At 54.4% G+C, this 21,581-nt stretch carries 26 protein-coding genes; 20 read left to right on the top strand and 6 right to left on the bottom strand.

Annotation, left to right across the window (positions count from 1 at the left end; all coding sequences use genetic code 11):
- The first annotated feature begins 84 nt into the window (after window positions 1–84).
- Window positions 85–342, top strand: a complete 258-nt coding sequence (locus tag KDN35_RS03955) for a DUF1450 domain-containing protein (protein ID WP_171567455.1) — start codon at window positions 85–87, stop codon at window positions 340–342.
- 202 nt (window positions 343–544) lie between these two features.
- Here the strand turns inward: KDN35_RS03955 and mqnE are convergent, their stop codons facing one another.
- Window positions 545–1,648, bottom strand: a complete 1,104-nt coding sequence (gene mqnE / locus KDN35_RS03950) for an aminofutalosine synthase MqnE (RefSeq protein WP_171567456.1) — start codon at window positions 1,646–1,648, stop codon at window positions 545–547.
- A 292-nt stretch (window positions 1,649–1,940) separates the two neighbouring features.
- Between mqnE and KDN35_RS03945 the strand changes: the two genes are divergently transcribed.
- From KDN35_RS03945 to KDN35_RS03930, 4 genes are all read left to right on the top strand, one after another.
- Window positions 1,941–2,162 carry an aspartyl-phosphate phosphatase Spo0E family protein gene (locus KDN35_RS03945; RefSeq protein WP_171567457.1) on the top strand — a complete coding sequence of 74 codons (222 nt, stop codon included), beginning with the start codon at window positions 1,941–1,943 and terminating at the stop codon, window positions 2,160–2,162.
- A gap of 197 nt (window positions 2,163–2,359) precedes the next feature.
- Entirely contained in the window at window positions 2,360–2,719 is a 360-nt protein-coding gene (gene erpA, locus KDN35_RS03940) for an iron-sulfur cluster insertion protein ErpA (RefSeq protein ID WP_029098401.1), read from the top strand.
- Between the two features lie 188 nt (window positions 2,720–2,907).
- Window positions 2,908–3,462, top strand: a complete 555-nt coding sequence (locus KDN35_RS03935) for a GrpB family protein (RefSeq protein ID WP_171567458.1) — start codon at window positions 2,908–2,910, stop codon at window positions 3,460–3,462.
- Window positions 3,463–3,603: 141 nt separating this feature from the next.
- Window positions 3,604–3,984 (top strand): cupredoxin domain-containing protein, encoded by a 381-nt coding sequence (locus tag KDN35_RS03930; protein WP_171567459.1) that lies wholly within the window; start codon window positions 3,604–3,606, stop codon window positions 3,982–3,984.
- 98 nt (window positions 3,985–4,082) lie between these two features.
- Here KDN35_RS03930 and KDN35_RS03925 read toward each other — a convergent pair whose 3' ends face one another.
- A complete protein-coding gene (locus tag KDN35_RS03925) occupies window positions 4,083–5,144 on the bottom strand; it encodes a TolC family protein (protein ID WP_212132132.1) in 1,062 nt (353 codons plus the stop codon).
- 189 nt (window positions 5,145–5,333) lie between these two features.
- On the opposite strand from KDN35_RS03925, the gene KDN35_RS03920 reads away from it, so the two are divergent.
- Window positions 5,334–5,753 carry a hypothetical protein gene (locus KDN35_RS03920; RefSeq protein WP_304415131.1) on the top strand — a complete coding sequence of 140 codons (420 nt, stop codon included), beginning with the start codon at window positions 5,334–5,336 and terminating at the stop codon, window positions 5,751–5,753.
- Between the two features lie 115 nt (window positions 5,754–5,868).
- A complete protein-coding gene (locus KDN35_RS03915) occupies window positions 5,869–6,531 on the top strand; it encodes a hypothetical protein (protein ID WP_212132131.1) in 663 nt (220 codons plus the stop codon).
- A gap of 168 nt (window positions 6,532–6,699) precedes the next feature.
- Here the strand turns inward: KDN35_RS03915 and KDN35_RS03910 are convergent, their stop codons facing one another.
- Both KDN35_RS03910 and KDN35_RS03905 read right to left on the bottom strand, forming a co-directional pair.
- A complete protein-coding gene (locus KDN35_RS03910) occupies window positions 6,700–6,975 on the bottom strand; it encodes a hypothetical protein (RefSeq protein ID WP_212132130.1) in 276 nt (91 codons plus the stop codon).
- A 175-nt stretch (window positions 6,976–7,150) separates the two neighbouring features.
- Window positions 7,151–8,161 (bottom strand): NAD(P)/FAD-dependent oxidoreductase, encoded by a 1,011-nt coding sequence (locus KDN35_RS03905; RefSeq protein ID WP_171567462.1) that lies wholly within the window; start codon window positions 8,159–8,161, stop codon window positions 7,151–7,153.
- Window positions 8,162–8,495: 334 nt separating this feature from the next.
- Here KDN35_RS03905 and KDN35_RS03900 point away from each other — a divergent pair, with 334 nt between their 5' ends.
- From KDN35_RS03900 to KDN35_RS03880, 5 genes are all read left to right on the top strand, one after another.
- Window positions 8,496–9,686: an NAD(P)/FAD-dependent oxidoreductase gene (locus KDN35_RS03900; protein ID WP_212132129.1), complete on the top strand. Its 1,191-nt coding sequence runs from the start codon at window positions 8,496–8,498 to the stop codon at window positions 9,684–9,686.
- A gap of 9 nt (window positions 9,687–9,695) precedes the next feature.
- The gene (locus KDN35_RS03895; protein ID WP_171567464.1) at window positions 9,696–9,947 is read left to right on the top strand and encodes a hypothetical protein; all 252 of its coding nucleotides are present in this window, start codon (window positions 9,696–9,698) and stop codon (window positions 9,945–9,947) included.
- Window positions 9,948–10,210: 263 nt separating this feature from the next.
- Complete coding sequence (locus tag KDN35_RS03890) at window positions 10,211–10,357, top strand: YuiA family protein (protein ID WP_171567465.1); 147 nt, start codon at window positions 10,211–10,213, stop codon at window positions 10,355–10,357.
- A 349-nt stretch (window positions 10,358–10,706) separates the two neighbouring features.
- Complete coding sequence (locus tag KDN35_RS03885) at window positions 10,707–10,967, top strand: YuiB family protein (RefSeq protein ID WP_171567466.1); 261 nt, start codon at window positions 10,707–10,709, stop codon at window positions 10,965–10,967.
- Between the two features lie 167 nt (window positions 10,968–11,134).
- Window positions 11,135–11,752 carry a 3D domain-containing protein gene (locus tag KDN35_RS03880; RefSeq protein ID WP_171567467.1) on the top strand — a complete coding sequence of 206 codons (618 nt, stop codon included), beginning with the start codon at window positions 11,135–11,137 and terminating at the stop codon, window positions 11,750–11,752.
- Between the two features lie 87 nt (window positions 11,753–11,839).
- Here KDN35_RS03880 and KDN35_RS03875 read toward each other — a convergent pair whose 3' ends face one another.
- Together KDN35_RS03875 and KDN35_RS03870 are read right to left on the bottom strand one after the other, a co-directional pair.
- Window positions 11,840–12,619 (bottom strand): cobalamin-binding protein, encoded by a 780-nt coding sequence (locus KDN35_RS03875; protein ID WP_212132128.1) that lies wholly within the window; start codon window positions 12,617–12,619, stop codon window positions 11,840–11,842.
- A gap of 72 nt (window positions 12,620–12,691) precedes the next feature.
- Window positions 12,692–13,168 (bottom strand): divergent PAP2 family protein, encoded by a 477-nt coding sequence (locus KDN35_RS03870; protein ID WP_171567469.1) that lies wholly within the window; start codon window positions 13,166–13,168, stop codon window positions 12,692–12,694.
- 149 nt (window positions 13,169–13,317) lie between these two features.
- Between KDN35_RS03870 and KDN35_RS03865 the strand changes: the two genes are divergently transcribed.
- The 8 genes from KDN35_RS03865 to KDN35_RS03830 all read left to right on the top strand — a co-directional run bounded on the left by KDN35_RS03865 (window position 13,318) and on the right by KDN35_RS03830 (window position 21,489).
- Window positions 13,318–13,689 carry a DUF309 domain-containing protein gene (locus KDN35_RS03865; RefSeq protein WP_171567491.1) on the top strand — a complete coding sequence of 124 codons (372 nt, stop codon included), beginning with the start codon at window positions 13,318–13,320 and terminating at the stop codon, window positions 13,687–13,689.
- Between the two features lie 53 nt (window positions 13,690–13,742).
- On the top strand, window positions 13,743–15,251 hold the full coding sequence (locus KDN35_RS03860) for a leucyl aminopeptidase (RefSeq protein WP_212132127.1): 1,509 nt from the start codon (window positions 13,743–13,745) through the stop codon (window positions 15,249–15,251).
- A gap of 15 nt (window positions 15,252–15,266) precedes the next feature.
- Entirely contained in the window at window positions 15,267–15,695 is a 429-nt protein-coding gene (locus tag KDN35_RS03855; protein WP_171567471.1) for a CoA-binding protein, read from the top strand.
- Window positions 15,696–15,933: 238 nt separating this feature from the next.
- Window positions 15,934–16,530, top strand: coding sequence for a sulfite oxidase-like oxidoreductase (locus KDN35_RS03850; protein ID WP_171567472.1), 597 nt, complete (start codon window positions 15,934–15,936; stop codon window positions 16,528–16,530).
- A gap of 401 nt (window positions 16,531–16,931) precedes the next feature.
- Window positions 16,932–18,104 carry an RCC1 domain-containing protein gene (locus KDN35_RS03845; protein ID WP_212132126.1) on the top strand — a complete coding sequence of 391 codons (1,173 nt, stop codon included), beginning with the start codon at window positions 16,932–16,934 and terminating at the stop codon, window positions 18,102–18,104.
- 824 nt (window positions 18,105–18,928) lie between these two features.
- Window positions 18,929–19,753 carry a MetQ/NlpA family ABC transporter substrate-binding protein gene (locus KDN35_RS03840; RefSeq protein ID WP_212132125.1) on the top strand — a complete coding sequence of 275 codons (825 nt, stop codon included), beginning with the start codon at window positions 18,929–18,931 and terminating at the stop codon, window positions 19,751–19,753.
- Window positions 19,754–19,789: 36 nt separating this feature from the next.
- Window positions 19,790–20,827: a methionine ABC transporter ATP-binding protein gene (locus KDN35_RS03835; protein ID WP_212132124.1), complete on the top strand. Its 1,038-nt coding sequence runs from the start codon at window positions 19,790–19,792 to the stop codon at window positions 20,825–20,827.
- The gene (locus KDN35_RS03830) at window positions 20,827–21,489 is read left to right on the top strand and encodes a methionine ABC transporter permease (RefSeq protein WP_212132123.1); all 663 of its coding nucleotides are present in this window, start codon (window positions 20,827–20,829) and stop codon (window positions 21,487–21,489) included. Before KDN35_RS03835 ends, KDN35_RS03830 begins: the two co-directional genes overlap by 1 nt.
- Window positions 21,490–21,581: the final 92 nt, after the last annotated feature.

Below are 21,581 nucleotides of genomic sequence, written 5' to 3'. Positions count from 1 at the left end.
AGGACTTGGTTTGCTATGATAGGGGAAGGGTCTTACGGCCTCGATGGCGAGAACAGTCCATGTTGACGGCAGGTGAAAAAGTAGATGAAGCCATTAGTTGAATTTTGCGCGAGCAACGTCTCTTCCTATACAAAGCACGTGATGGAGGCGCTGGAACACGATCCCGAGCTGGATGTGGACGTGCTGGAGTACGGCTGCCTCGGCTATTGCGGCGAATGCTACATGCAGCCGTTTGCGCTGGTGAACGGCGAGCTGGTCCAGGCGGCTACCGCAGAGGAGCTGCTGGCGGCCATCAAAAAAAAGCTGCAGGAAGACAAAGAGGATGACGGATTCCCGTTTTAGCGACAGGGAGATGAAGAGGGCACGGCTGAATGATCGGCGTGCCCTTTTTTGTTGAATTCGAATGCAGACGAACCTGAACGTGATTGGCGAACCTTCCGGAACGACCATCCGAAGCGGGGCAATACAAAACAAGCTGACGCCCGTAAGAGAGGCGTCAGCTTGCAGTGAGGGATGACGGCATGTCGTGCCGCGCGGCTGGTTTTTAGTGTTCCTTGATGACGTTGTAGAACGTGTCCCGTTCCAGTGCGCGTTTGCCGGCTCCCTTGATCAGCCAGACCAGTTCGTCGACGGTGAGGGCTTGTTGGGTCAGCGCGCCGGCGGAGTGGCTGATGCGCTCTTCGATCAGCGTGCCGTGCACGTCGGACATGCCCATGGTCAGGGACACCTGCGTCAACTGCGTGCCGATGTTGATAAAGTACGCCTTGATATGCTGGAAGTTGTCCATCATCAGGCGGCTGATGGCCATCGTCTTCAGGTCGTCAATCGCCGAGTTGCGCCGCTTGATGCCGGCCGTTGCCTTGATCGGCTGCACCGCCAGCGGGATGAACACCAAAAAGCCGTTGGTCTCGTCCTGCAGTTCGCGCAGGCGGATCATGTGGATCAGGCGCTCCTCCAGCGTCTCGATGGAGCCGTACAGCATCGTGGTGTGGGTCTTCAGGCCAAGCTGATGAGCCGTGCGGTGCACTTCAAGGTACATGTCCGTGCTGGCCTTTTCCGGGCTCATCTTCATGCGGTACCGCTCCGTCAGGATTTCCGCGCCGCCCCCGGTCAGGGTTTCCAGGCCCGCTTTCATCAGTTCCTGCAGCACTTCCTTGATGGACAGGCCGGAGAGGCGGGAAAAGAATTCAATCTCTGCGCCGGTATACGCTTTGATCGTCACGTGCGGGTACGCCTTTTTCAGGGTGCGGATCGTGTCTACGTAATAGTCAAACGGCACATGCGGATTGTGGCCGCCGACGATGTGGAACTCGCGGATGCCTTCGCGATACCGCGTGCCGACGTAGTGGAGCAGTTCGTCCATGCTCATCGTGTATGCGCCGTCTTCCCCGAGATCTCGACGGAAACCGCAGAACCTGCAGTGCGCCTCACAAACGTTGGTCGGGTTGATGTACATGTTTTGAATAAAATAGACGTTATTCCCGTTTTTTCGCTGATTGACCAGGTTGGCCAGTTGGCCGATGGTCAGCAGATCGTTTGAGTTGAACAGCGTCAGGCCGTCTTCCAGTGTAAGCCGCTCGCCGCGAATGACTTTTTCCGACACACCGGCCAGCGCTGGGTCTTGGATGGTTAACGTATCAAGCGCCATCCGAACACTTCCCTTCTCAGATTTCGTCCGGTCCGTTGCCCTGATGCGAATGATCAGGGCAGATCCGTCAATCGTTCACAAAAGCATCTATATTATAAACCTCTTGGGAAGGTGGAACAATATCAGAAGTTTAGCAACGCACGTACTGTAAAATTTTTGCAAATTTCACCAAAAACCCTGCATATTCTTGGTTAATAAGGAAATTTTGATTGCCTTATGGCTGTGGTTCCTGTAAAATGGAAGTGGAACGAAGGCTTGTACGCCTTATCCATCTTGAGGAGGAGCTTCAGCAATGCGAGATATGGTACTAGAAAAAATCGAACTCCTTCGACAGGATATGGTGAAAATGGGGTTAGAGTTTGGGTTGGATCATCCTGATGTTCTGGCATACAGTAAGCAGATTGATCAACTTCACAACGAACTAAACCAATTGGATCATAGTCTGTCTAAGGTAGTGAAGAAGTCAAAACCGTATCGCGTTTTCTTGTTGGAAAACAAAGCGCATTTTGCATAAAGGGGGGCATCCCTCTTTTTTTGTTTCGCTGCGTGTTGCAGGGGGAAGGGGCAGGCGCCCGAAGTGCAGGGCAGCCTTGAGAAAACGCGGCTTCCTTTTGTATACTGAAAGCAGAAAGCGGCACCCTGTTATCAGGAACACGGCGTTTGCGTGGTGCAAGCATGGAATGGAAACCGCCGGTAAAGGAGGGTAACGAGATGATTACATTGACGGAACAAGCCAGTCGGAAGGTAAAGGAGATGCTGGCTGCGGAAAACAATCCCAACCTGTTCCTGCGCGTAGGCGTCCGTCCGGGCGGTTGCAGCGGCTTTACCTATGGAATGGGCTGGGATCAGGAAATGAAGGAAGGTGACCACACCTTCGAACAGGATGGCATCAAGATTGTTGTCGACAAGGACAGCTATCTATACATTGAAGGTACGCGAATCGACTACAAGGAATCGCTGATGGGCGGCGGGTTCTCCATCGACAACCCCAATGCGGTCGCCTCCTGCGGCTGCGGCGCGTCGTTCCGAACGGCGCTGGCCGAGGGCAAGCCGGAGAAGTGTGACGAGTAAGACGCCAGACGAGAGGACGCTACCCTCGTGGGCATTGCATGACGGTCATGCGATGCCGCGAGGGTTTCTCTTTTTGCCGGGGAATCTTGACCTTGCTGTCCGTTGAGATACATAGCGGATCGTGCCCTGTTTACCCGCTAAAAGGAGTTTGGGCAGGGGAAGAGGAAAGAGAAGCGGGAGGCGATTTGATGCGAACCGTGGAGGTTGTGGCGTACGACGACCGCTGGCCGGAGCTGTTTCGGGAGGAAGCGGCGAAGATCAGGGAGGCCCTGGGCGGTGCCGTACGGGATATTCATCACATCGGCAGTACGTCGGTGCCAGGCATGGCGGCCAAACCGATTATCGACATCCTGGTGGAGGTGGACCGAATCGAGAACGTGGATGCCCGCAGCAGCCGCATGGAGTCATTGGGCTACGAAGCGCGCGGCGAAAACGGCATCCCTGGGCGGCGTTACTTCTGCAAAGGTGGCGACAAGCGGACTCATCATGTCCATGTCTTTCAACAGGGCAGCGGCGAGGTGATCCGCCTTCTGGCGTTTCGCGAGTATCTGACGGCCCATCCGGCGGAAGCGGCGGCCTACCGTGGCCTGAAACTGCGTTTGGCGGAGCGGTGTTCCGCCGATGTTGCTGCGTATGTCGCCGGCAAAGACGCGTTTGTCAAGGAACTGCAACAGCGAGCGTTGAGCTGGTGGAGCACCCGCAGGGACAGCGAGAAGTACGGCAGCGATCAGAAGCGCGGGTAGGGCATCGTCCGCTGGTCGGCGTTCACCAATCGTTCGCCGGTTCGTCAAGATTCGTTCACAGGTTGGCAGATTCTGGACTGGCTTCGTTCGTTACAATGAAATTGTAGAACGTAAAGACATTGCATGAAAGAAGGGTGTCTTATGAAAAAAATGTGGGGTTTCATGATCTCGGCAGCAGTCCTGTCCGTCATGTTGGCAGGCTGCGGCGGCGACAAACAGGAAGCGTCTCAAGGAAACAGCCAACCTGCGGCAGCGGAGGCCAGCACGGCGATCAACATTGAGGCGAGCAACTGGAAGTTCAATCAGGATACATTTGAAGTAAAAGCGGGTGAACCGTTTACGATTAACTTCAAGTCGACCGAAGGGTTCCATGGCATCGGCATTGAAGGGCTGGACGTGGACATCCAGAACGAGGGCAGCAAGACGCTGACCGTCGACAAGCCGGGCGAGTACAAAATCTTCTGCAACGTCCTCTGCGGTCCCGATCACGGCAAAATGCTGGCCACACTTGTGGTAAAATAAACGATACGGAAAACAAACCTATAGAAGTGCAGCAGCACGAAAAAGCGTGGCGAACGGAACGTGTGTACACGTTCTTGACCGCCACGCTTTTGTTTGACTTAAAATCCGATGGAATGCTGCAAAGTGGCTACCGCAACGTTGTATTGGTGTGTGGTATCGATGCGTTCGGCAATGCTGTCCAGCCATTTTTCTTTCCGATTGGCCAGTTCAGATGCGGATGCTGTTTTGTTCAGGTAGTCCATGTAGGTTTGACGGTAGCGTTCTTCTGCCGCTTTTTGGCTTGCGATGCTTTCCTCCAAGGCTTGTTTCGCCTGAACCACTTTCTCGTAGTTGGCTGTGATTTCCGCGTCTGCTTTCCGTTGGGCCGATTGCAGCAGCAGCTCGTACTTTTTCAGCTCAATTTGCGCAATGCGCCCCGGGTATGTGCTAAGGGCGGCGTACTCGCGGATGTAGTTTACCTTGGCTTGGTAAAAAGCGACTTCAGCAGACGCCTTCACCAGATCGGGCCGCTTTTGATGGGCGATTTTTTTGTATTCCTCGATCGGGAGCAGTTGGAAGGTGGAATAATCCACGGCTGCCAGATTCCACGCCTGGTCGCTTTTTTCGTTCATCAGTTGGTTCAGTTTGGCAAGCGCCTCGCGATACGTTTCTTCCAGTTCGCGGAGTGTTTTCTGAGCGTCGCTGTTGTCACCGTACTTCGCGTCGGCGTATTTCTTTTGCAGGTCGGCCTTCTCTTTCGCTGCCAGTACCTCATAATACGCCTTGTGTACATTGAGGCGGGCATCGTTTTCCTTTATCCTCCAGTTGGATTCTGCGACCTTGTAATCCCTGATGGCGTCGGCTTCCGTCTCAAATTTTGATTTGGCACTGCTCAAGGTTCTGACGGATTCGACTTTTGTGTTTCTCGTACCCATAAGGGCCTGGAGTGTCGTGTAATAAGCGGATTCACTGTCAAGCTTGAGCAGATTCAGGTCCATGCTGCTGGAAATAGCCTTATCGATCGCCTGCTCAAGTGTGAGGTCGGAAATTTCTGACGGAGCAGCAGCAGCAGTTTCGGCTGCACCCGTATCGGCAGGAGCGGCGAGGACGGGTGTTGCACTTGTGAGAAGCGCGGCAATCAAGGTCGTGCTGGTGAGTGGTTTGAGCAAATGAAACTTCATGATGGATGAGCCTCCTTAAAAAATCGGAATAATGCATGTATGATAACGATTATCATTATCACCAACGAGGTCAGTATAAGATGTCTTCATGTGCGGCGTCAAGGCAAAAAATGCTTGCAGAATTACAATTTTTTTAGATTGCGAGATACATATTTTCCCTCTGCCCCGCGCATGATAGAAAGGGAATGCGTGCATGCAATCTCCACAGGCTCCGCTTACGGCAGGGCCGAGTTTGATGCAAAGGAGTTGATGGCCCTGGAAAGAAAACGGTATTACATCACGCTGCAGTCGGGTACGACCGTGGCCGAGATCCGCGACGTCAAGGGCGATTCCACCTACGACTTTGAGATCGAGGCGACCGAGGTGGAAGCGGGGATGCTGCGCGACCTGTTCAATCACTGCGCGCACGGGGACTTCATGATGTGGATGCACGGTCATACCTTGTGGAGCGACATGCCGGATCGGGACAACGATGAATACGACGACAACCTGCGCGAGATTTACCGCATGATTTACCGGCTGGGTACGCCGAAAACCCGGAACGATCTCCAACAGATGGGATTGGTGGAGAGACTGGGGTTGGACAGGGACGGGCTGCGGCCGCTTTAGCCATGATTTCGCGCCGCTTGTCCACAGTCGCTAGCCAATCGCTGATTGCGCAGGCTGTCACCCGCAGCCGGGAAGCACTACGACCAGATCGGTACGCGAAAAGGAGTGATGAAAGATGAAACGTTGGCAAAAACACTTGTTGGCGACAGCACTCGTGACGGGTCTGGCGATTCCGGCCGGCGTGTACGCAGCCGACATCCAGGCGCGGCCGGCGGCAACGCTCATCCCCGGCGGAGAGGTCGGCGGGGATCACAAGCATCACGAGCATCACTTTGAACACTACAAGCATAAATGGCGCTGCGGGTTGCACCTGAATGCGCACCGTCAGATGTACCTGACCCTGCTGGCCGAGAAGTACACACCGGACCGCGTGGACGAGTGGAAAGCCGCTTTTGCCGAACGGGAACGCCTGATGACACGGCTGAAGGCATCGCGGGAGCAAAACGGCAAGGACGCAGACAAACAAACGTTGCGGGCAGAATGGAAAGCGCTGAAAGAAAAACTGCACGAGCAGGTGAAAAATGGCCAAATCACCCGCGAGCAGATGAAGCAGCAGTTGAAGGAATGGCGCGTCAAGAACTTTGGCGAGCACGATGCAAAAGACGCGGAAGCCATGCGCACCGTGAGAGAGCAGTTTAAACAGACCCACGAGGCGTTTGACGCCGCGATCCAATCCGGTGACGCCGCGAAGATCAAGGAAGTGCTGCCGAAGCTGTTGGACGAGGTAAAAACGGTTAACCAGCACCTCGCCAAAAAGCTGGAAGAAACGAAAAACTAGCGGGCTGATTTTCCGGTTCGTTTTCCGGTTCAATTGGAACCAAAAAAAGGACGTGTCCCGGTGCGCGTCCTTTTTTCGTGGAACGGGTCTGCGTGTTCGTGTTGGTCAACACGGATGGTGGCGTCTGCTTTACCGCCAGGAGATTCACCTGCACCGCTTAAAAAAGGTCTAGGGGGACTGGTCATGCAGCGCTTGAGCGCTCCACTCCTCGATGACCGACAGATGCTCCTGCCGGCAGGCGGGACACCAGCCCACATGCAGACAGTGGTGGTGGAGCCGATCGGGAAAGCCGTTGCTCAGCTTGGCGTCGTCGATCTCCCGGTACGGGCTGTAATCGCCGTAGTAGTCATACAGCCGTCCGGCATCGTCCAACGGGCGGCCGCAGCGGGGGCACGTCTCCTGGTAGGGCACGAGGCCATTGCAGATAGGGCAGAGGTGGTCCATGGCCTGTTGTATCCCTCCTTCTCTTGTGGTGTGGTTCTTTCCCTACTGTGCGCCGGGGCCGCATCCCCTATGCAGACCGGCTGGAGCTGCAGCACAGGCAGTCCCGCGCAGATGGATGACAAAAAAGCCCTGTCCAGCCGAAGATGACGGCTGACAGGGCGCTTTTGGCCATGGATTACGATTTGAAATTGTCCATGCTGGAGGAGTGGCCGGGCTGCAGTTTCGCATCCGGATTAATGTAGGCGACCGCGTTGTTTACAGCGGTAGGCGCTTCGCCGAAGCCGACGGCGATCAGTTTGACCTTACCCGGATAGGTGGCGATGTCGCCGGCCGCGTAGATTCCCGGGATGTTGGTCTCCATGCGGGAGTTGACGAGGATGGCTCCCTTTTCCAGTTCCAGTCCCCAGTTCTTGATCGGTCCCAACGAAGAGATGAAGCCGAAGTTGACGATGACGGCGTCCACTTCCAGCTCGCGTTCTTCCTTGGTGACGTTGTTGACGATCGTGAGCCGTTCAATGCGTTCGTCGCCGTGCAGGGCGGCGATTTCATACGGCGTGGTGACTTTTACGCTGGAGGACATCAGCATTTCGACACTGTGTTCGTGAGCGCGGAACTTGTCGCGGCGGTGGATGAGGGTGACTTCCTTGGCAATCGGTTCGAGCATCAGCGCCCAGTCCACGGCGGAGTCTCCGCCGCCGACGACTGCGACGCGCTGTCCCTTGAAGGAGTTCAGATCGGTGACGAAATAGTGCAGGTTGGCATTTTCGTACTTGGCTGCGTCAGGATGTTCCAGTTTGCGGGGCTCAAACGCGCCCACGCCGGCGGTAATGATGACCGCCCGCGAGTAGTGAATGCCTTTGTCGGTGGTAATTTCAAAAATGTCATTCGGTTTCTTCTCGACGTTTTCCACCTTTTCCTCCAGGCAGACAGTCGGTTGAAACCGGGAGAGTTGTTCTTTCAGATTGTTGATCAGGTCTTGGGCAAGCACTTTCGGAAACCCGGCCACATCGTATATGTATTTCTCCGGGTACAGAGCAGAAAGCTGTCCGCCAAGCTGCGGCATGCTTTCGATGATCTTCACGCTAACTTGTCGCATCCCGCCGTAAAATGCGGTAAACAAACCGGCAGGTCCGCCGCCGATAATGGTAATGTCATACACCTGCTCGTCCTTTTGCAGAAGATTCAATCTCAAGCACCTCCGAAATATTCTGAAAGCATCTTTTCCTATTATAACCATACCTGTAAACGAAAAAAAGAAGGGAAAAAAGTGGGATAGGTCAGAAATCACTTGAAAATCTTGTCGACTCCTTTTAATATGAGTGTGAATGTAACGAATTTGACAAAATTTTTTGTTTCCTGGATTGTGCATTTTTTCACAGATTGGGGCAGCAGATCTGACAGGGCAATTATTCCGTTCATACTGGAGCAGCCGCATAGGGCATCTTAAGAGTATCCAATCACGTGAAATTTCGCACAAACTTCCAGGAAATGACTATCACCACACGAATGGAAGGGATACCATGAGCACACCCAAAATTCTCATCCTCGGCGCCGGGTACGGAGGCCTGCTGACCACGCTGAAGCTGCAGAAAAAGCTGAATTACAACGAAGCGGAAATCACGCTGGTCAACAAGCACAATTACCACTACATCACCACCTGGCTGCACGAGCCGGCTGCTGGCACCGCCTCTGCTGACCACGCCCGCGTCAACCTGGATCAGATCATCGACATGAACAAGGTGAACTTTGTAAAAGGCACCGTTCAGTCCATCCAGCCGGAAGAACAAACTGTCACCCTGGAAAGCGGTGAAGTGCTCAGCTACGACTACCTGGTGATTGGTCTGGGCAGCGAACCGGAAACGTTCGGCATCCAGGGCTTGAAAGAACACGCGTTCAGCATCCGCAGCATCAACGCTGTGCGCCAGATCCGCGAGCACATCGAGTACATGTTCGCCAAGTACAAAAATGAGCCGGAGCGCACCGATTACCTCACCTTTGTGGTGGGCGGCGCAGGCTTCACCGGCATCGAGTTCTGCGGCGAGCTGGCCGACCGCGTTCCGGAGTTGTGCCAAGAGTTTGACGTCGATCCGGAACTGGTCAAAATCTACTGCATCGAAGCGGCACCGACCGCCCTGCCTGGCTTTGATCCGGAATTGGTCAACTACGCGATGGACGTCCTGAGCCGCAAAGGCATCGAATTCAAGATCGGCACGCCGATCAAGGAATGCACCGAAAATGGCGTCCTGCTGGCGAACGGCGAAGAGATCAAGTCGAAAACCGTCGTCTGGGCGGCGGGTGTGCGCGGCAACAGCATCGTGGAGAAATCCGGCTTTGAAGTTATGCGCGGCCGCGTGAAGGTTGACGAGTACCTGCGCGCGCCGGGTTACGAAAACGTGTTTGTCGTCGGCGACTGCGCGCTGATCTTTAACGCTGAGGGTCGTCCGTATCCGCCGACCGCCCAGATCGCTGTCCAGGAAGGTGAATGCTTGGGCGACAACCTGGCGGCCCTGATTCGCGGTGAAGTGATGCAGCCGTTCGTTCCTGCGCTGCAGGGTACCCTCGCATCGCTCGGCAAAGGCGAAGGCATCGGCATGGTCGGTTCGAAAAAGCTGTTCGGCAGCACCGCCGCCCTGATGAAGAAGGCGAGCGACCTCCGCTACCTGTGGAAGATCGGCGGAGTTGGCCTGGCCATGAAAAAAGTGCGGTTGTAAGAGGCAGCCATGCGTCACGCCAGTGTTCAGGTCAGAGGACTGCTGACGAGGGATGAACTGGAGCGCTACAACGCGCTGATGGAAGTAGGCGCCTATCTGGAGGAACAGGGCCGCTACGATCTGTCCAAGCACGTGCAGCGCGAAGTCGACATCCTGATCCTGCCCGCGATTGAGCGTCTGAAAGAAAAAGGGCGGGAGCGGGACAGGGAAAACCTCCGCTACATGATCGACAACGGACTGCTCGACGCAGACGACGAGTAGCGCGAAAACAAGAGCGAAGAAACGCGGGCAGTGTAAAATGCGGGGCAGACGTGCACGCTGCCACGCCCGCGCTATCCATCTTCACGCATTTGTGAGAATGAGCAAGAAAAACCGGGATGCAGCCGCTTACATCCCGGTTTTTTTCTGTTTTCCGAGTGATTTTCCCGTTGTCGAGGCTGCGAATTCTCTGCTATAGTAAGACACATCAAAAAAATCAGAAAATACAATTTATTTCCCGAATGGATGGGAAAGGAGAGATCACCATGAGAAGCGAACAAGAACAATGCCCGTACTGCAAGGGACAGGGGTATTTCCAACTGCTGCTGGGCGGCACTGAGAACTGTCCGGGCTGTGACGGCACCGGGACTCTATCTGCACCGATGCCGACCGCTTCTGCCGTCAAGGCATAGCTGAGCCGACCAAAGTCGGCTCTCAGCATGCAGACAAAGTCCGAGGTGCATGGGAGATCGGGCCCGCTCGCTCGCTTGACGCCCAGCATAGAAAAGGAGCGCCACCTCTAAATGGGCTGCGTAGCGATGCGGCTTTGGCGATCCCCGCAATCGATGCGGAGCGTGCAGTTTGTGCTTCCCTGCTGGGCGAGCACGGGCCGCGCCGAACGCGAGCGTTAGAGCCAACCATAGTGGTTCCGCCGCTTTTCCAATTGACCTCATCCTGCGATTGGGCTACACTAAAAAACGGAAACGGACGTGTTTGAGATGAAATCCCGATACGTCAGAAGGCTGGAGGATTGAACGGTCAATGGATTTGCTGCAATTTATGGTGTCAATTGTGCTGTTTGCCGTGCTCGGCTTTGGCATCGGCTTTATCATAAACATGATATTGCGGACGACCTGGCTGCCTGTGGTGCTCGTCGGCGGCGTAGTGGTCGGGGCGTTGGTGTACAAAAAAATCGTTCCCGGCCCCTGGGACGCGATCATTCTGGGATGCGGCATGGCGGGAACCGTGCTCAGCGGTTGGACGATTCAAACGCTGCGCAAAAAAGGATATCGTATGTTTTAACCGTTGGTTTGGCGGGCCTGTTGCGGGCCTGCCTTTTTTAATGCGTCTCCTGAACAGGCCGGCTGATTGTGCCGCAAGATGCAGAATATTTTTGTAATCAGGTCATTTTGTGTATAGTTTCCTTCTCTTCGGGACAAGACTAGTACCGAGAGGAGGTTTATATCAGAATGATTGGTAAGCGATTGGTGAGTATGATCGTCCTGGGCGTTACCGTACTGACCGGATTCGCGACCGACGGATTGGGGTACAATGTGATGGCAGACCATTCTGTTAAGACAGTGTTCGGCGTCTCGGAGATGAGAGATGGCCGGCAGGTCGTCAAGAAACGGACGGTTTCCACCAGCTCCTTCACCCCGATGACCGACAAGAACGAACTGATGCTGGAGCAGTATCCCAAGGTGCGCGTCGTGGCGACCGGGTATTACGCCGGGTATGAGTCGACTGGCAAACACCCGTCCCATCCGTCTTACGGGATTACGTACTCGGGCGTAAGGGTTCGCCGGGATGAATACTCCACCATTGCCGCCGACCTGCGCGTGTTTCCGCTGGGAACGGTCCTCTACATACCCGGTTACGGTTACGGCGTAGTTGCGGACAAAGGCGGGGCCATTCGCGGCCACAAGATCGACCTCTATTTTGAGACAAAACAGGATGTGTACAAGCAGTGGGGCAAAAAAGCCCTGGACGTGTACGTCATCCGCCGCGGCGACGGCAAGGTGACGGAAGCGATGATGACCCAACTCAACGAAAAAGGAATCGCGGCAATGGCCGACCCCATCAACTGACTGCAGCGGGTTGGAAACACAAAAAGGATTTGCCCCGGAGTGAGCCGGCGGCAAATCCTTTGCTTGTGTACAGGAGAAATCATACGGTCAGGTGCGATCGTCCGGGTACAGCAGTTTGACCAGGTGTTCCAATCCGTCGAGAATACGGGGGGACGGGCGGCAATAGAGTCCTTCTTCCAGCAGATGGACGTGCCCATGGCGGATGGCGTCCATCTCTCCCCACCCGGGCCGATCGGTGATCATTGCCGGTTTGATTCGGCGCAGCTCGATGCCGCACCAGACGACGCAGACGTGATCAGGATTCCGCTCCCGCACCATGTCAGGGGTTGCTTTGACATTGGCACAGGGAAAGTCGGCGAACACATTGACGCCCCCGACAATTTCGCTTACATCGGTCAGCCAGTTGTCCCGTCCTGGGGTGTAGATTGGATTGGGCCACCATTCCCAATACAGCTTCGGCCGGGTGCTCTGCTTCGCTGCCGTCTGACGGATTATTTCCACTCTTTCGGCAAATTGCTGCGCCAGCCGTTCGGCGGCTTGTATCGTACCGGTGGCTTCGCCCACCAGCAGGATGTCGCGGGGAATGTCGGCGATCCGCGACGGATTCAGCACGATGTGGGGAATCCGACGAGCCGCCAGTTCCTCCACGTTTTTTTCCATACCGGGAACGCTGAGCGAGGCGACAACCAGATCGGGCTGCAGCGCCTCCACTTTCTGCATGTCAATTGACAAGTCGGGGCCGACGCGCGGCAGGTGCTGCCATTCATCTGGCCAGTCGGAGTGGTCGTCCAGACCGACCACCTGATCGCCCAGTCCCAGGTAATAGAGGATTTCCGTATTGCTCGGACAAATGGAAACGATGCGCATGCTCTCCCTCCCCGAAACGTCGCTGTCCGGCTCCGTTTCCGGTGCGGGACAACTCTGTCCGTCTCTTTTCGTCTACAGCAGCCGATGCGTAATCAGCGCGACCATGACACCCAGCCATCCGCCGACGAATACCTCGATCGGCTGGTGGCCGAGCAGTTCTTTCAGCTTTTGGGCCTTTTCCTGCTTGGGACGCACCTTAAAGGTCTTCATCCCCTCCAGCAGATGGTTGAATTCGTCTACCAGCTTGTTCAGCACGACAGCCTGCATGCCGGCATGGCGGCGGACGCCGGCCGCGTCAAACATGACGATGACCCCGATAATCGCGGAGATGGCGAACATGCTGCTGCTGAACCCTTCCCGGATGCCCACGGCCGTCGAAAGGGCAGTTACTGCGGACGAATGAGAACTGGGCATGCCGCCCGTGCTGAACATCAGCGACCACTGCCAGGTCCGGGTGGCGATGTAGTGAAGCGGGATTTTGATCAATTGGGCAATTCCTATGGCAATCAGAGCCGCCCATAACGGAAAGTTGTCAAGTATTGCTGCCATAGAAAGATCCATTCCTTTCTGATCTGATGCGTCTGCGTATGTATATTGTAACAGAACAGCGTTTCGGGCATCCGTAAAGTTTTCGTCAGGATTTCGAGACCGGGCAAACTGTGTTACGATGGAAAGCGGAAGGACGGTGGCGGTTGACCATGCGATACCCCGAGCAGTACATACGGTTTATCGAGAAGTTCAACGCCGGCGAGTACTACGAATGCCACGACCTGCTTGAGGAAATCTGGATGGAAGACAAAGCGAACAAGTTTCTCCAGGGTTTGCTGCAAATGGCGGTCGGACTGTACCACTTTTCCAGCGGCAACGTCAAGGGTGCGCGACTGATGCTGGCCAATGCCCGCAAATATCTGGCCAGGTATGGTCCGCGCCACTGGGATCTCGATGTCGACGCAATTCTCCGGTTTCTCGACGACTGCATGGACGCACTGCCGCAGGCGGACGTCATTCCGTATACGGAAGCGAAAGCCATTCCGTTTCCTTCCCTCCATCTGAGTCTGGATAGGCCCTAAGGCATTCATGTGCCCGTAGCTTTATCCTATCACAGAGAAAGAAGGAAAGGTATATGAACGTCACTGTGGAAAAACGGAGCGCATGGTGGACCGTTGCGTGCGATGAGCTGGTGCTCCCGCTGTGGAAAGAGGAAGAACTGGCGCAGGTGTATCCGGAATTGGATCAACGGTTTGCAGGCGGGTTGGCCGCGCTGCAGCAGGACAAGGAAATCAGCGGAGAGGCCAAGTCGGTGGCTGTCGTTCACACGATGGGCCGGCTTCAGGCCAAAAAGTTGATTGTCATCGGCATGGGTGACCGGGAGAAGGCCGACTTCGTCTCGATCCGTGCTGCCTGGGGGCGTGCTGCCAAGACGGTCGGCGGCAAAGGCAGCGGCAAAACCGTGGCCGTGGATCTGCGCGGCGGACGGGAGTTGTCGACCAGCCGCTTCGCACAGGCGGTGACAGAGGCGTTTTGCCTGGCGTCGTATCACTACGAAGGCTATCGGCAAAAGCCGAAGCGGGAGGCGGAGCCGCTCGGGACGGTGAAGCTGCTCGTCGGCAGCGACGAGGAAGCGGCCAGCGCCATGCTGGGCGTGATGCGCGGTGAAGCGCTGGCGCAGGGGACCAACCTGGCGCGGACACTGGTCAACGAACCGGGCAATTACCTGACGCCGCGCGCCCTGAAAGACGCAGCGGTGGCTGTGGCCAAACGCTACGGTATGGCGTACGAGGTGCTGACAAAAGATAAGCTGGAGGAAATGGGCATGGGCGGCCTGCTTGCCGTTGCCAAGGGCAGCGTCGAGGAGCCGTATGTCGTCGTGGTGAAATACCAGGGAACAGAGACCTGGGAAGACGTGATCGGCCTGATCGGCAAAGGCGTCACGTTTGATACGGGCGGTATTTCCATCAAGCCGGTTGCCGGTATGGAAGCCATGAAGTCCGACATGGGCGGCGCGGCAGCGGTGATCGGGGCGTTGGAAGCGCTGGGACAGATCAAACCCCGGGCGAACGTGCTCGCGGTCATCGGCTGCGTGGAAAACATGCCATCGGGAACAGCCTTCAAGCCGGGCGACGTGATTACCACGATGAGCGGCAAGACCGTGGAAATCATCACGACCGACGCCGAGGGACGGATGGTCCTGGCCGATTGCATCACCTACGCCAGAAAGCAGGGTGTCTCGTGCCTGGTGGATGCCGCCACCCTGACCGGCGGAGTCGTCGTCGCTCTGGGCCACTACTGCTCTGCCGCACTGACCAACGACGAGGCGCTCGTCAGCGAACTCCTGTCCGCAGCCGCACAGGCCGGGGAACGCCTCTGGCAGCTGCCGCTGTTTGAGGAGTATTGCGAATTGAACAAAAGCCGCTATGCCGACCTGAAAAACTCGGGCGGCCGTTACGGCCACTGCATCATCGGCGGCGCCTTCTTGCGGGAATTCGCGGAGGATACCCCGTGGGTCCACCTGGACATTGCCGGCACGGCGTACACCAGCAGCGCGAAAGACATGCAGCCGGCGGGCGGTACGGGCGTCATGGTCCGTACGCTTGCCCAGTTTGTGATGAATCGCAATCAATCCAATGCGTAAAGGAGTTGGTAAACCATGTTTCAAAATCCGAGTGACGAACGCCGCCGCCAATTGCTGGAGGAAGCGAAAACCATCGCGGTGGTCGGCCTTTCCAACAAGCCTGAGCGCACCAGCCACATGGTCGCCGCTGCCATGCAAAACGCCGGTTATCGCATCATTCCGGTAAACCCGACGATTGCCGGCGAGACAGTCCTGGGGGAAAAAGCGGTCGCTTCCCTGAGCGAGATCGACGAGCCCGTGGACATCGTCAACGTATTTCGCCGCAGTGAAGACGTGCCGCCGGTCGCAGAAGAAGCGGTCAAACTGAAACCCAAAGCCCTCTGGCTGCAGCAGGGGATCGTCAATGAAGAGGCGGCCGCGCTGGCGAAACAGCACGGCATCGAGGTCATCATGGACCTGTGCATCAAGGTGGATCACGCCCTCCTGCGCGTGGGGAAAAAGTAAACCGGCGGACGCCGCCGTCCGTCAGCGGACGGCAGGCGGATTTGTCCCGCATTGCGAAGGACGCCCCCTGCACATTGGCGGGGGTGTTTTTCTTGCAGTGATCTGCAGGATATGGTAAGAAGGTGGTATACCTCAATGAGTCGGTTCCGTATGGCCGGCCGCTCTCCGCATATACTACACGGGACGGCATTGTGCCCGGGAATCGATCACGCCTGTCGGAACAAAGGAGTGAAGCCCCATGGTTACCAACAAGCCCCTGGAAAGCAGGCATGACCGCGTGCCCCCCAATCAGAAAGTGACGACCGGCTTTCCCGTCCTGCACTACGGCGATGTACCGGAGTACACCGATTTGGCAACCCAGTGGAGCTTTCGCATTTTCGGCCTGGTCGAGCAGGAAGTGACGCTTACCTATGAGCAGATCATGGCCCTGCCCAAAACCCAGGTGACCAACGACATTCACTGCGTCACCGGCTGGAGCAAGCTGGACAACGTCTGGGAAGGCATTCCCGTGGAAGAAATTGTGAAGCTGGTCAAGGTGAAGCCGGAGGCCAAATACGTGATGCTGCACGCCGAATTTGGCTGGACGGCCAACATGCCGCTGGACGATTTCCTCAGGCCGGGCAACCTGTTTGCCTACAAGCACAACGGACAGGACCTCACCCCGGAACACGGCTGGCCGCTCCGCTTCGTCATCCCGCACCTGTACTTCTGGAAAAGCGCCAAATGGGTGCGCGGCGTCGAGTTTTTGGAGAAAGACAAGCAGGGATTCTGGGAGAAGAACGGCTATCACATGTACGGAGACCCGTGGAAAGAGCAGCGGTTTGCGTGGGATTAATGTGAAAAAGAGGCGGAAAATCCGCCTCTATTTATTTAGAAGAAAGTATCATGTTATTTAGAAGAAAGTATCATGTTATTTAGAAGAAAGTATCATGTTATTTAGAAGAAAGTATCATGTTGAGAATGTGCATTCGGCCAACTAACTTATTGATCCGCTTCAAGTAAGAACCAGTAATCGTTCATGCACTAACAAACAAATTGGCGTTCGTAATAAAAGGCATACCTCCTTCAACAAATTCCTCGCGGCTGCGGGATTTTTTTATTCCCAAAGACGTTACGCAAGCTAAGACACGTTCAATAATTTTTCCATTGGTATCTAACAAAATTTAAAAAATGCTAAAATAAAAAACATTTTTATCCGATTTTAAAAATATATAACAATTTTACGGAGGGTATAGTATGAACAGAAAGAAAAAAAGTCTCTTCTGGTCGGCCGCTCTTTCACTGCTTCTGACGGCAACTTTTTCTCCCGTAGGAGTTCAGACTGTTGGCGCATGCGAATCACATCCAACCCCAGTACAAATTAGTGCGTGGAATCATGCTCTTGTTCTTGGAATGGATGGAAGCGTTTGGGCTTGGGGGGATAATGCACAGGGAAATGTTGGCGACGGTACGAAAACCCATAGGTATGAACCTGTCAAAGTGCTGGATGATGCTAAAGATATTAGCGCTTCTAAAAATTATTTTTCAGTAGCACTAAAAAATGATGGGACTGTCTGGGCATGGGGTAGTAACTATGGGGGACAAATCGGGCTGACAACTTCAGATCCGGTTACAACACCTACCCAAGTCAATGGACTTACTGATGTTGTTGACGTAGAAGCAGGGGGGAACTTTGGCGTAGCCCTGAAAAATGATGGTACGGTATGGGCTTGGGGGTCAAATGCAGGTGGAGCTCTTGGGAATGGTTCAACTGTAGTAAAGTCAATAGTGCCTGTCCAGGTTTCTGGCCTTGAGAATGTCAAGCAAATTGGAGCGGGTGTGTTTACAGGATATGCCCTGAAAAATGACGGCACGGTATGGGCATGGGGGTTAAACACCAAAGGAGAATTAGGAAATGGCGGGAACGGATCGCAGTCCAATGTTCCGGTTCAGGTCGAGAATTTGACTGACATTGTAGAAATATCAGCTGGCCTTGATTATGCAATGGCTCTAAAAAGTGATGGAACTGTCTGGGTTTGGGGTTCCAATAGTGATGGACAGCTTGGGATCGGTAATCACACAAGGCAACTGTCTCCGGTGCAGATTCCAACATTGAGCAGCATCAAAGACATTGAAGCCAGCCGATTCGGTTCCTTTGCTATTGATTCTGAGGGTACCGTTTGGGCTTGGGGACGTGATGTGGCTAATATTCTTGCGGATGGCACTAATACTTCAGAAACATATTTAGAGCCAATCAAGATCGAAAATTTGTCTGAATTTATTTCTCTCGCTCCCGGTAACAGCTTTGCCCTTGGAATTAAAAATGACGGTACGCTTTGGGCGTGGGGGTCTAATTTATACGGTGGGTTGGGAACTGGAAAAAACAACCCTGATTATACATCTGTTCCTGTAAGAGTCCCAATCTTTTAGTTACGATCACTTCGCCATGTGGCGGTAGGTGGTCAGACCAATTACCATAATTTATGCATGAATTTGTCCGCTTGGCCATCCGATAAACATGGTGAAGAGGCAATTCCTCGACAAATGTTCTTGGGAATAAATTTGAGGCAGTCAAATTGTGCAGGAGACTGCCTCCTTTTTTTCGCAAAAGCACCAAATGAGGAGATACTTCACTTAGCTACCATGATTTATATAAGGAAATTATTATATTGATCAATTATAATGACATCGTTCACGTACTACTTCTCCGATCATCTAAAGACTAGATGGTCGGAGCTTTTTATCAAACAACCGCCTGCTCCAGGTTCGTCCGCTTCGTGCATGGAACGGCATGGACGATTTCAAGCTCCGGAAGCATGGCAGAAGACGTAGATCATTTGTTTTCGATGAACGATAAGGCAATGTGACAATCTCTAATTATACACCGTCATAGCGAGTATCTCAATTCACCGCTGTTGAGTCAGCCAAACATATTTGCTCCAGCTGACCCCCGATTTGCTGTCCCCCAGCATGATCCTCAAATCTCTCCCGGTTTTTGTCCGCATTCACGATCCTGCACATCATTTCTTCGCACATTCAGGTTCCACTCCCTTCGGCACGTATTTGACAAATCATCTGCATCGTTGACATTCGTGCTTGATATGTTCGCAATTCTCTGATTATTGGTGGTCATTGACAGACATTGGGAGACACGCTATAATCCAACTAATCATATCGGAATTATAAACACAAAGATATGATGTTCACTTATGCAAAAATCATCGTGTGATCGGAGAAAAGGAGAGAAACACAACATGAAAAAAACACGTTTGTTGATGATCATGCTGCTCGTGATCGGCACGCTGCTTTCCGCTTGCGGAGGTAACTCGTCGGACGATTCGGCCGCATCTGCTGGGGAGAAAACGTCGATCAAGGTGGGTGTGACGGCCGGCCCGCACGAAGAAATCATGAACAAGGTAAAAGAAGTGGCCGCGAAAGAAGGATTGGACATCGAAGTCGTCGTGTTCAACGACTACGTTCTTCCCAATCAGGCGTTGGATAAAGGAAACATTGACGTAAACAGCTTTCAAACCATTCCGTTTTTAGAGAAATTTAATGAAGATCACAAAACACAGATCGTCGAGATTGGCAAAACCGTTACCTTCCCGATGGGGATTTACTCCACCAAGTACAAGAAGGTGGAAGACATCCCGGAAGGCGGCACGGTCGGCATCCAAAACGACCCGACCAACCGGGCGCGTGCTTTGCTGCTTTATCAGGCGGCGGGATTGATCAAGCTGAAAGACGGCGTCGGCGACAAAGCAACGCCGCAGGACATCATCGAAAATCCGAAAAAACTGGTCTTTAAAGAACTGGAGGCAGCCCTGCTCGCCCGGACGCTGAAGAGCCTGGATGCGGCAAGCATCAACACCAACTTTGCCATGGAAGCGGGGTACAACCCGAAAAAAGACGCGATTTTTGCCGAAGGTGCGGACTCCCCGTACGTCAACATTCTCGCAGTCAACGCAAAGGACAAGGACAACCCGCTCTATCAAAAACTGGTCACGCTCTATCGGTCGGAAGAAGTCAAGAAGTTCATCGAAGAAGAGTTTTCCGGATCGGTGCTCCCTTCTTGGTAAGGAGGGGAGCGTCCCAACAGGGAGGAGCATGGGCAGATGATACAGCTGACGAATATTCACAAGACATACAAGGTTGGCAGCAAACAGGTAGACGCATTAAAGGGCGTAACGCTCCACGTCAACAAAGGAGAAATATTTGGCGTGATCGGATTCAGCGGAGCAGGGAAGAGCACCCTGCTGCGAACGATCAACCTGCTGGAAAAGCCGACAAGCGGATCGGTCGTGGTCAACGGGCAGGACATGCTGAAGCTGTCCGAAAAGGAACTGCGCCAGGCCCGCAAGAAGATTGGCGTCATTTTTCAGCATTTTAACCTGCTGTCGTCGTACAACGTGTTTGACAACGTCGCCGAAATTCTCAGGATGAATCGGGTGCAGAAAGAGCAGATTCGTAAAAAAGTGGAGGAACTGCTGCGCCTGGTAGGTTTGGAAGACAAGGCAAACGCCTACCCCTCCCAATTGTCGGGCGGGCAGAAACAGCGGGTGGGGATCGCCCGGGCGCTGGCCATGGACCCGGAAATCCTGCTATGCGACGAGGCGACCTCGGCGCTTGACCCGCAAACCACAGAGTCGATTCTTGACCTGCTGTTGGACATCAACCAAAAGTTTGGCCTGACGATTGTGCTGATCACCCACGAGATGCAGGTCATTAAAAAAATCTGCGACCGCGTCGCGATTATGGAAAACGGGGTCATCATCGAGCAGGGAACGGTACTGGATGTCTTCAGCAATCCGCAGCAGCCGACGACGCGCAACTTTATCAAGACGGTTTTTGATGACAAGGTCCCGAAAGAGATGCTGGCCAAAATCAAGAACGCCGGTCCCAGTGCGTACATCCTGCGCGTCGCGTTCCGCGGCGATGCGGCGCTCGATCCTGTGTTGGGAACGCTTGCCTCCCGCTATCCGGTCAAAACAAACCTGCTGTACGGATCGATCAGCTCGATAAAAGGTACCGCGCTCGGCATTCTGCTGCTGCATATTTCCGGTGAAGACAAGGCGGTGCAGGAGGGAATTGCGTATCTGCGCCAGTCCGTGTACCGGGTGGATGTCGTATCACAAGCGGAGGTGGGGGTATAATGGATCGACTGGTGGAACTGCTGCCGTTGTTTTCCCAATCGTTTGAAGAAACGGTGATCATGGTCGGGGTCTCCCTGTTCATCGCCACGCTCTTGGGCATCCCGCTGGGCGTGCTGCTGGTCATTACCCGTCCGGATCACCTTGCCCCCAACAAATGGGTCTACCACAGTCTCAACGTCATCATCAACGTGATTCGTTCGCTTCCCTTCATCATTTTGATGGTGGCGATCATTCCATTCACAGAGTTTGTCGTCGGCACCTCCATCGGTGTCGAGGGCGCGATCGTGCCGCTTATCGTGTACACCACGCCGTATATCGCCCGCCTGATGGAAACTGCACTGCTCGAAGTGGACCGGGGCGTAATCGAGGCGTATCAGGCGATGGGCGCGTCCCGCTCGCAAATCATTTTTCGCATCATGATTCGCGAAGCCCGACCGGGCATCGTCTTGTGCCTGACCATCGCGACCATCGGCCTGATCGGGGCGACGGCGATGGCGGGAGCGGTCGGCGCGGGCGGCCTGGGCGATTTGGCGTTGCGCTACGGCTATCAGCAGTGGGACATTGAAGTGATGATCATGACGGTGATCATTCTGATCTGCCTGGTGCAGGCAATCCAATCGCTCGGCAACTGGGCAGCCAAAAAACTGAAGAAAACCGCGTAAGCCAACTGCTGGCTGGCGGCACACATCTCCACCCGCGTCAATGACTGGCGCGGGTCTTTTCATTTGGCGAAAAAGGCTGTGGCTGCCAGGTC

It is taken from the genome of Brevibacillus sp. NL20B1 (assembly GCF_018195675.1).
Classification (GTDB): Bacteria; Bacillota; Bacilli; order Brevibacillales; family Brevibacillaceae; genus Brevibacillus; species Brevibacillus aydinogluensis.
This window is presented reverse-complemented; position numbering and strand designations above follow the sequence as displayed.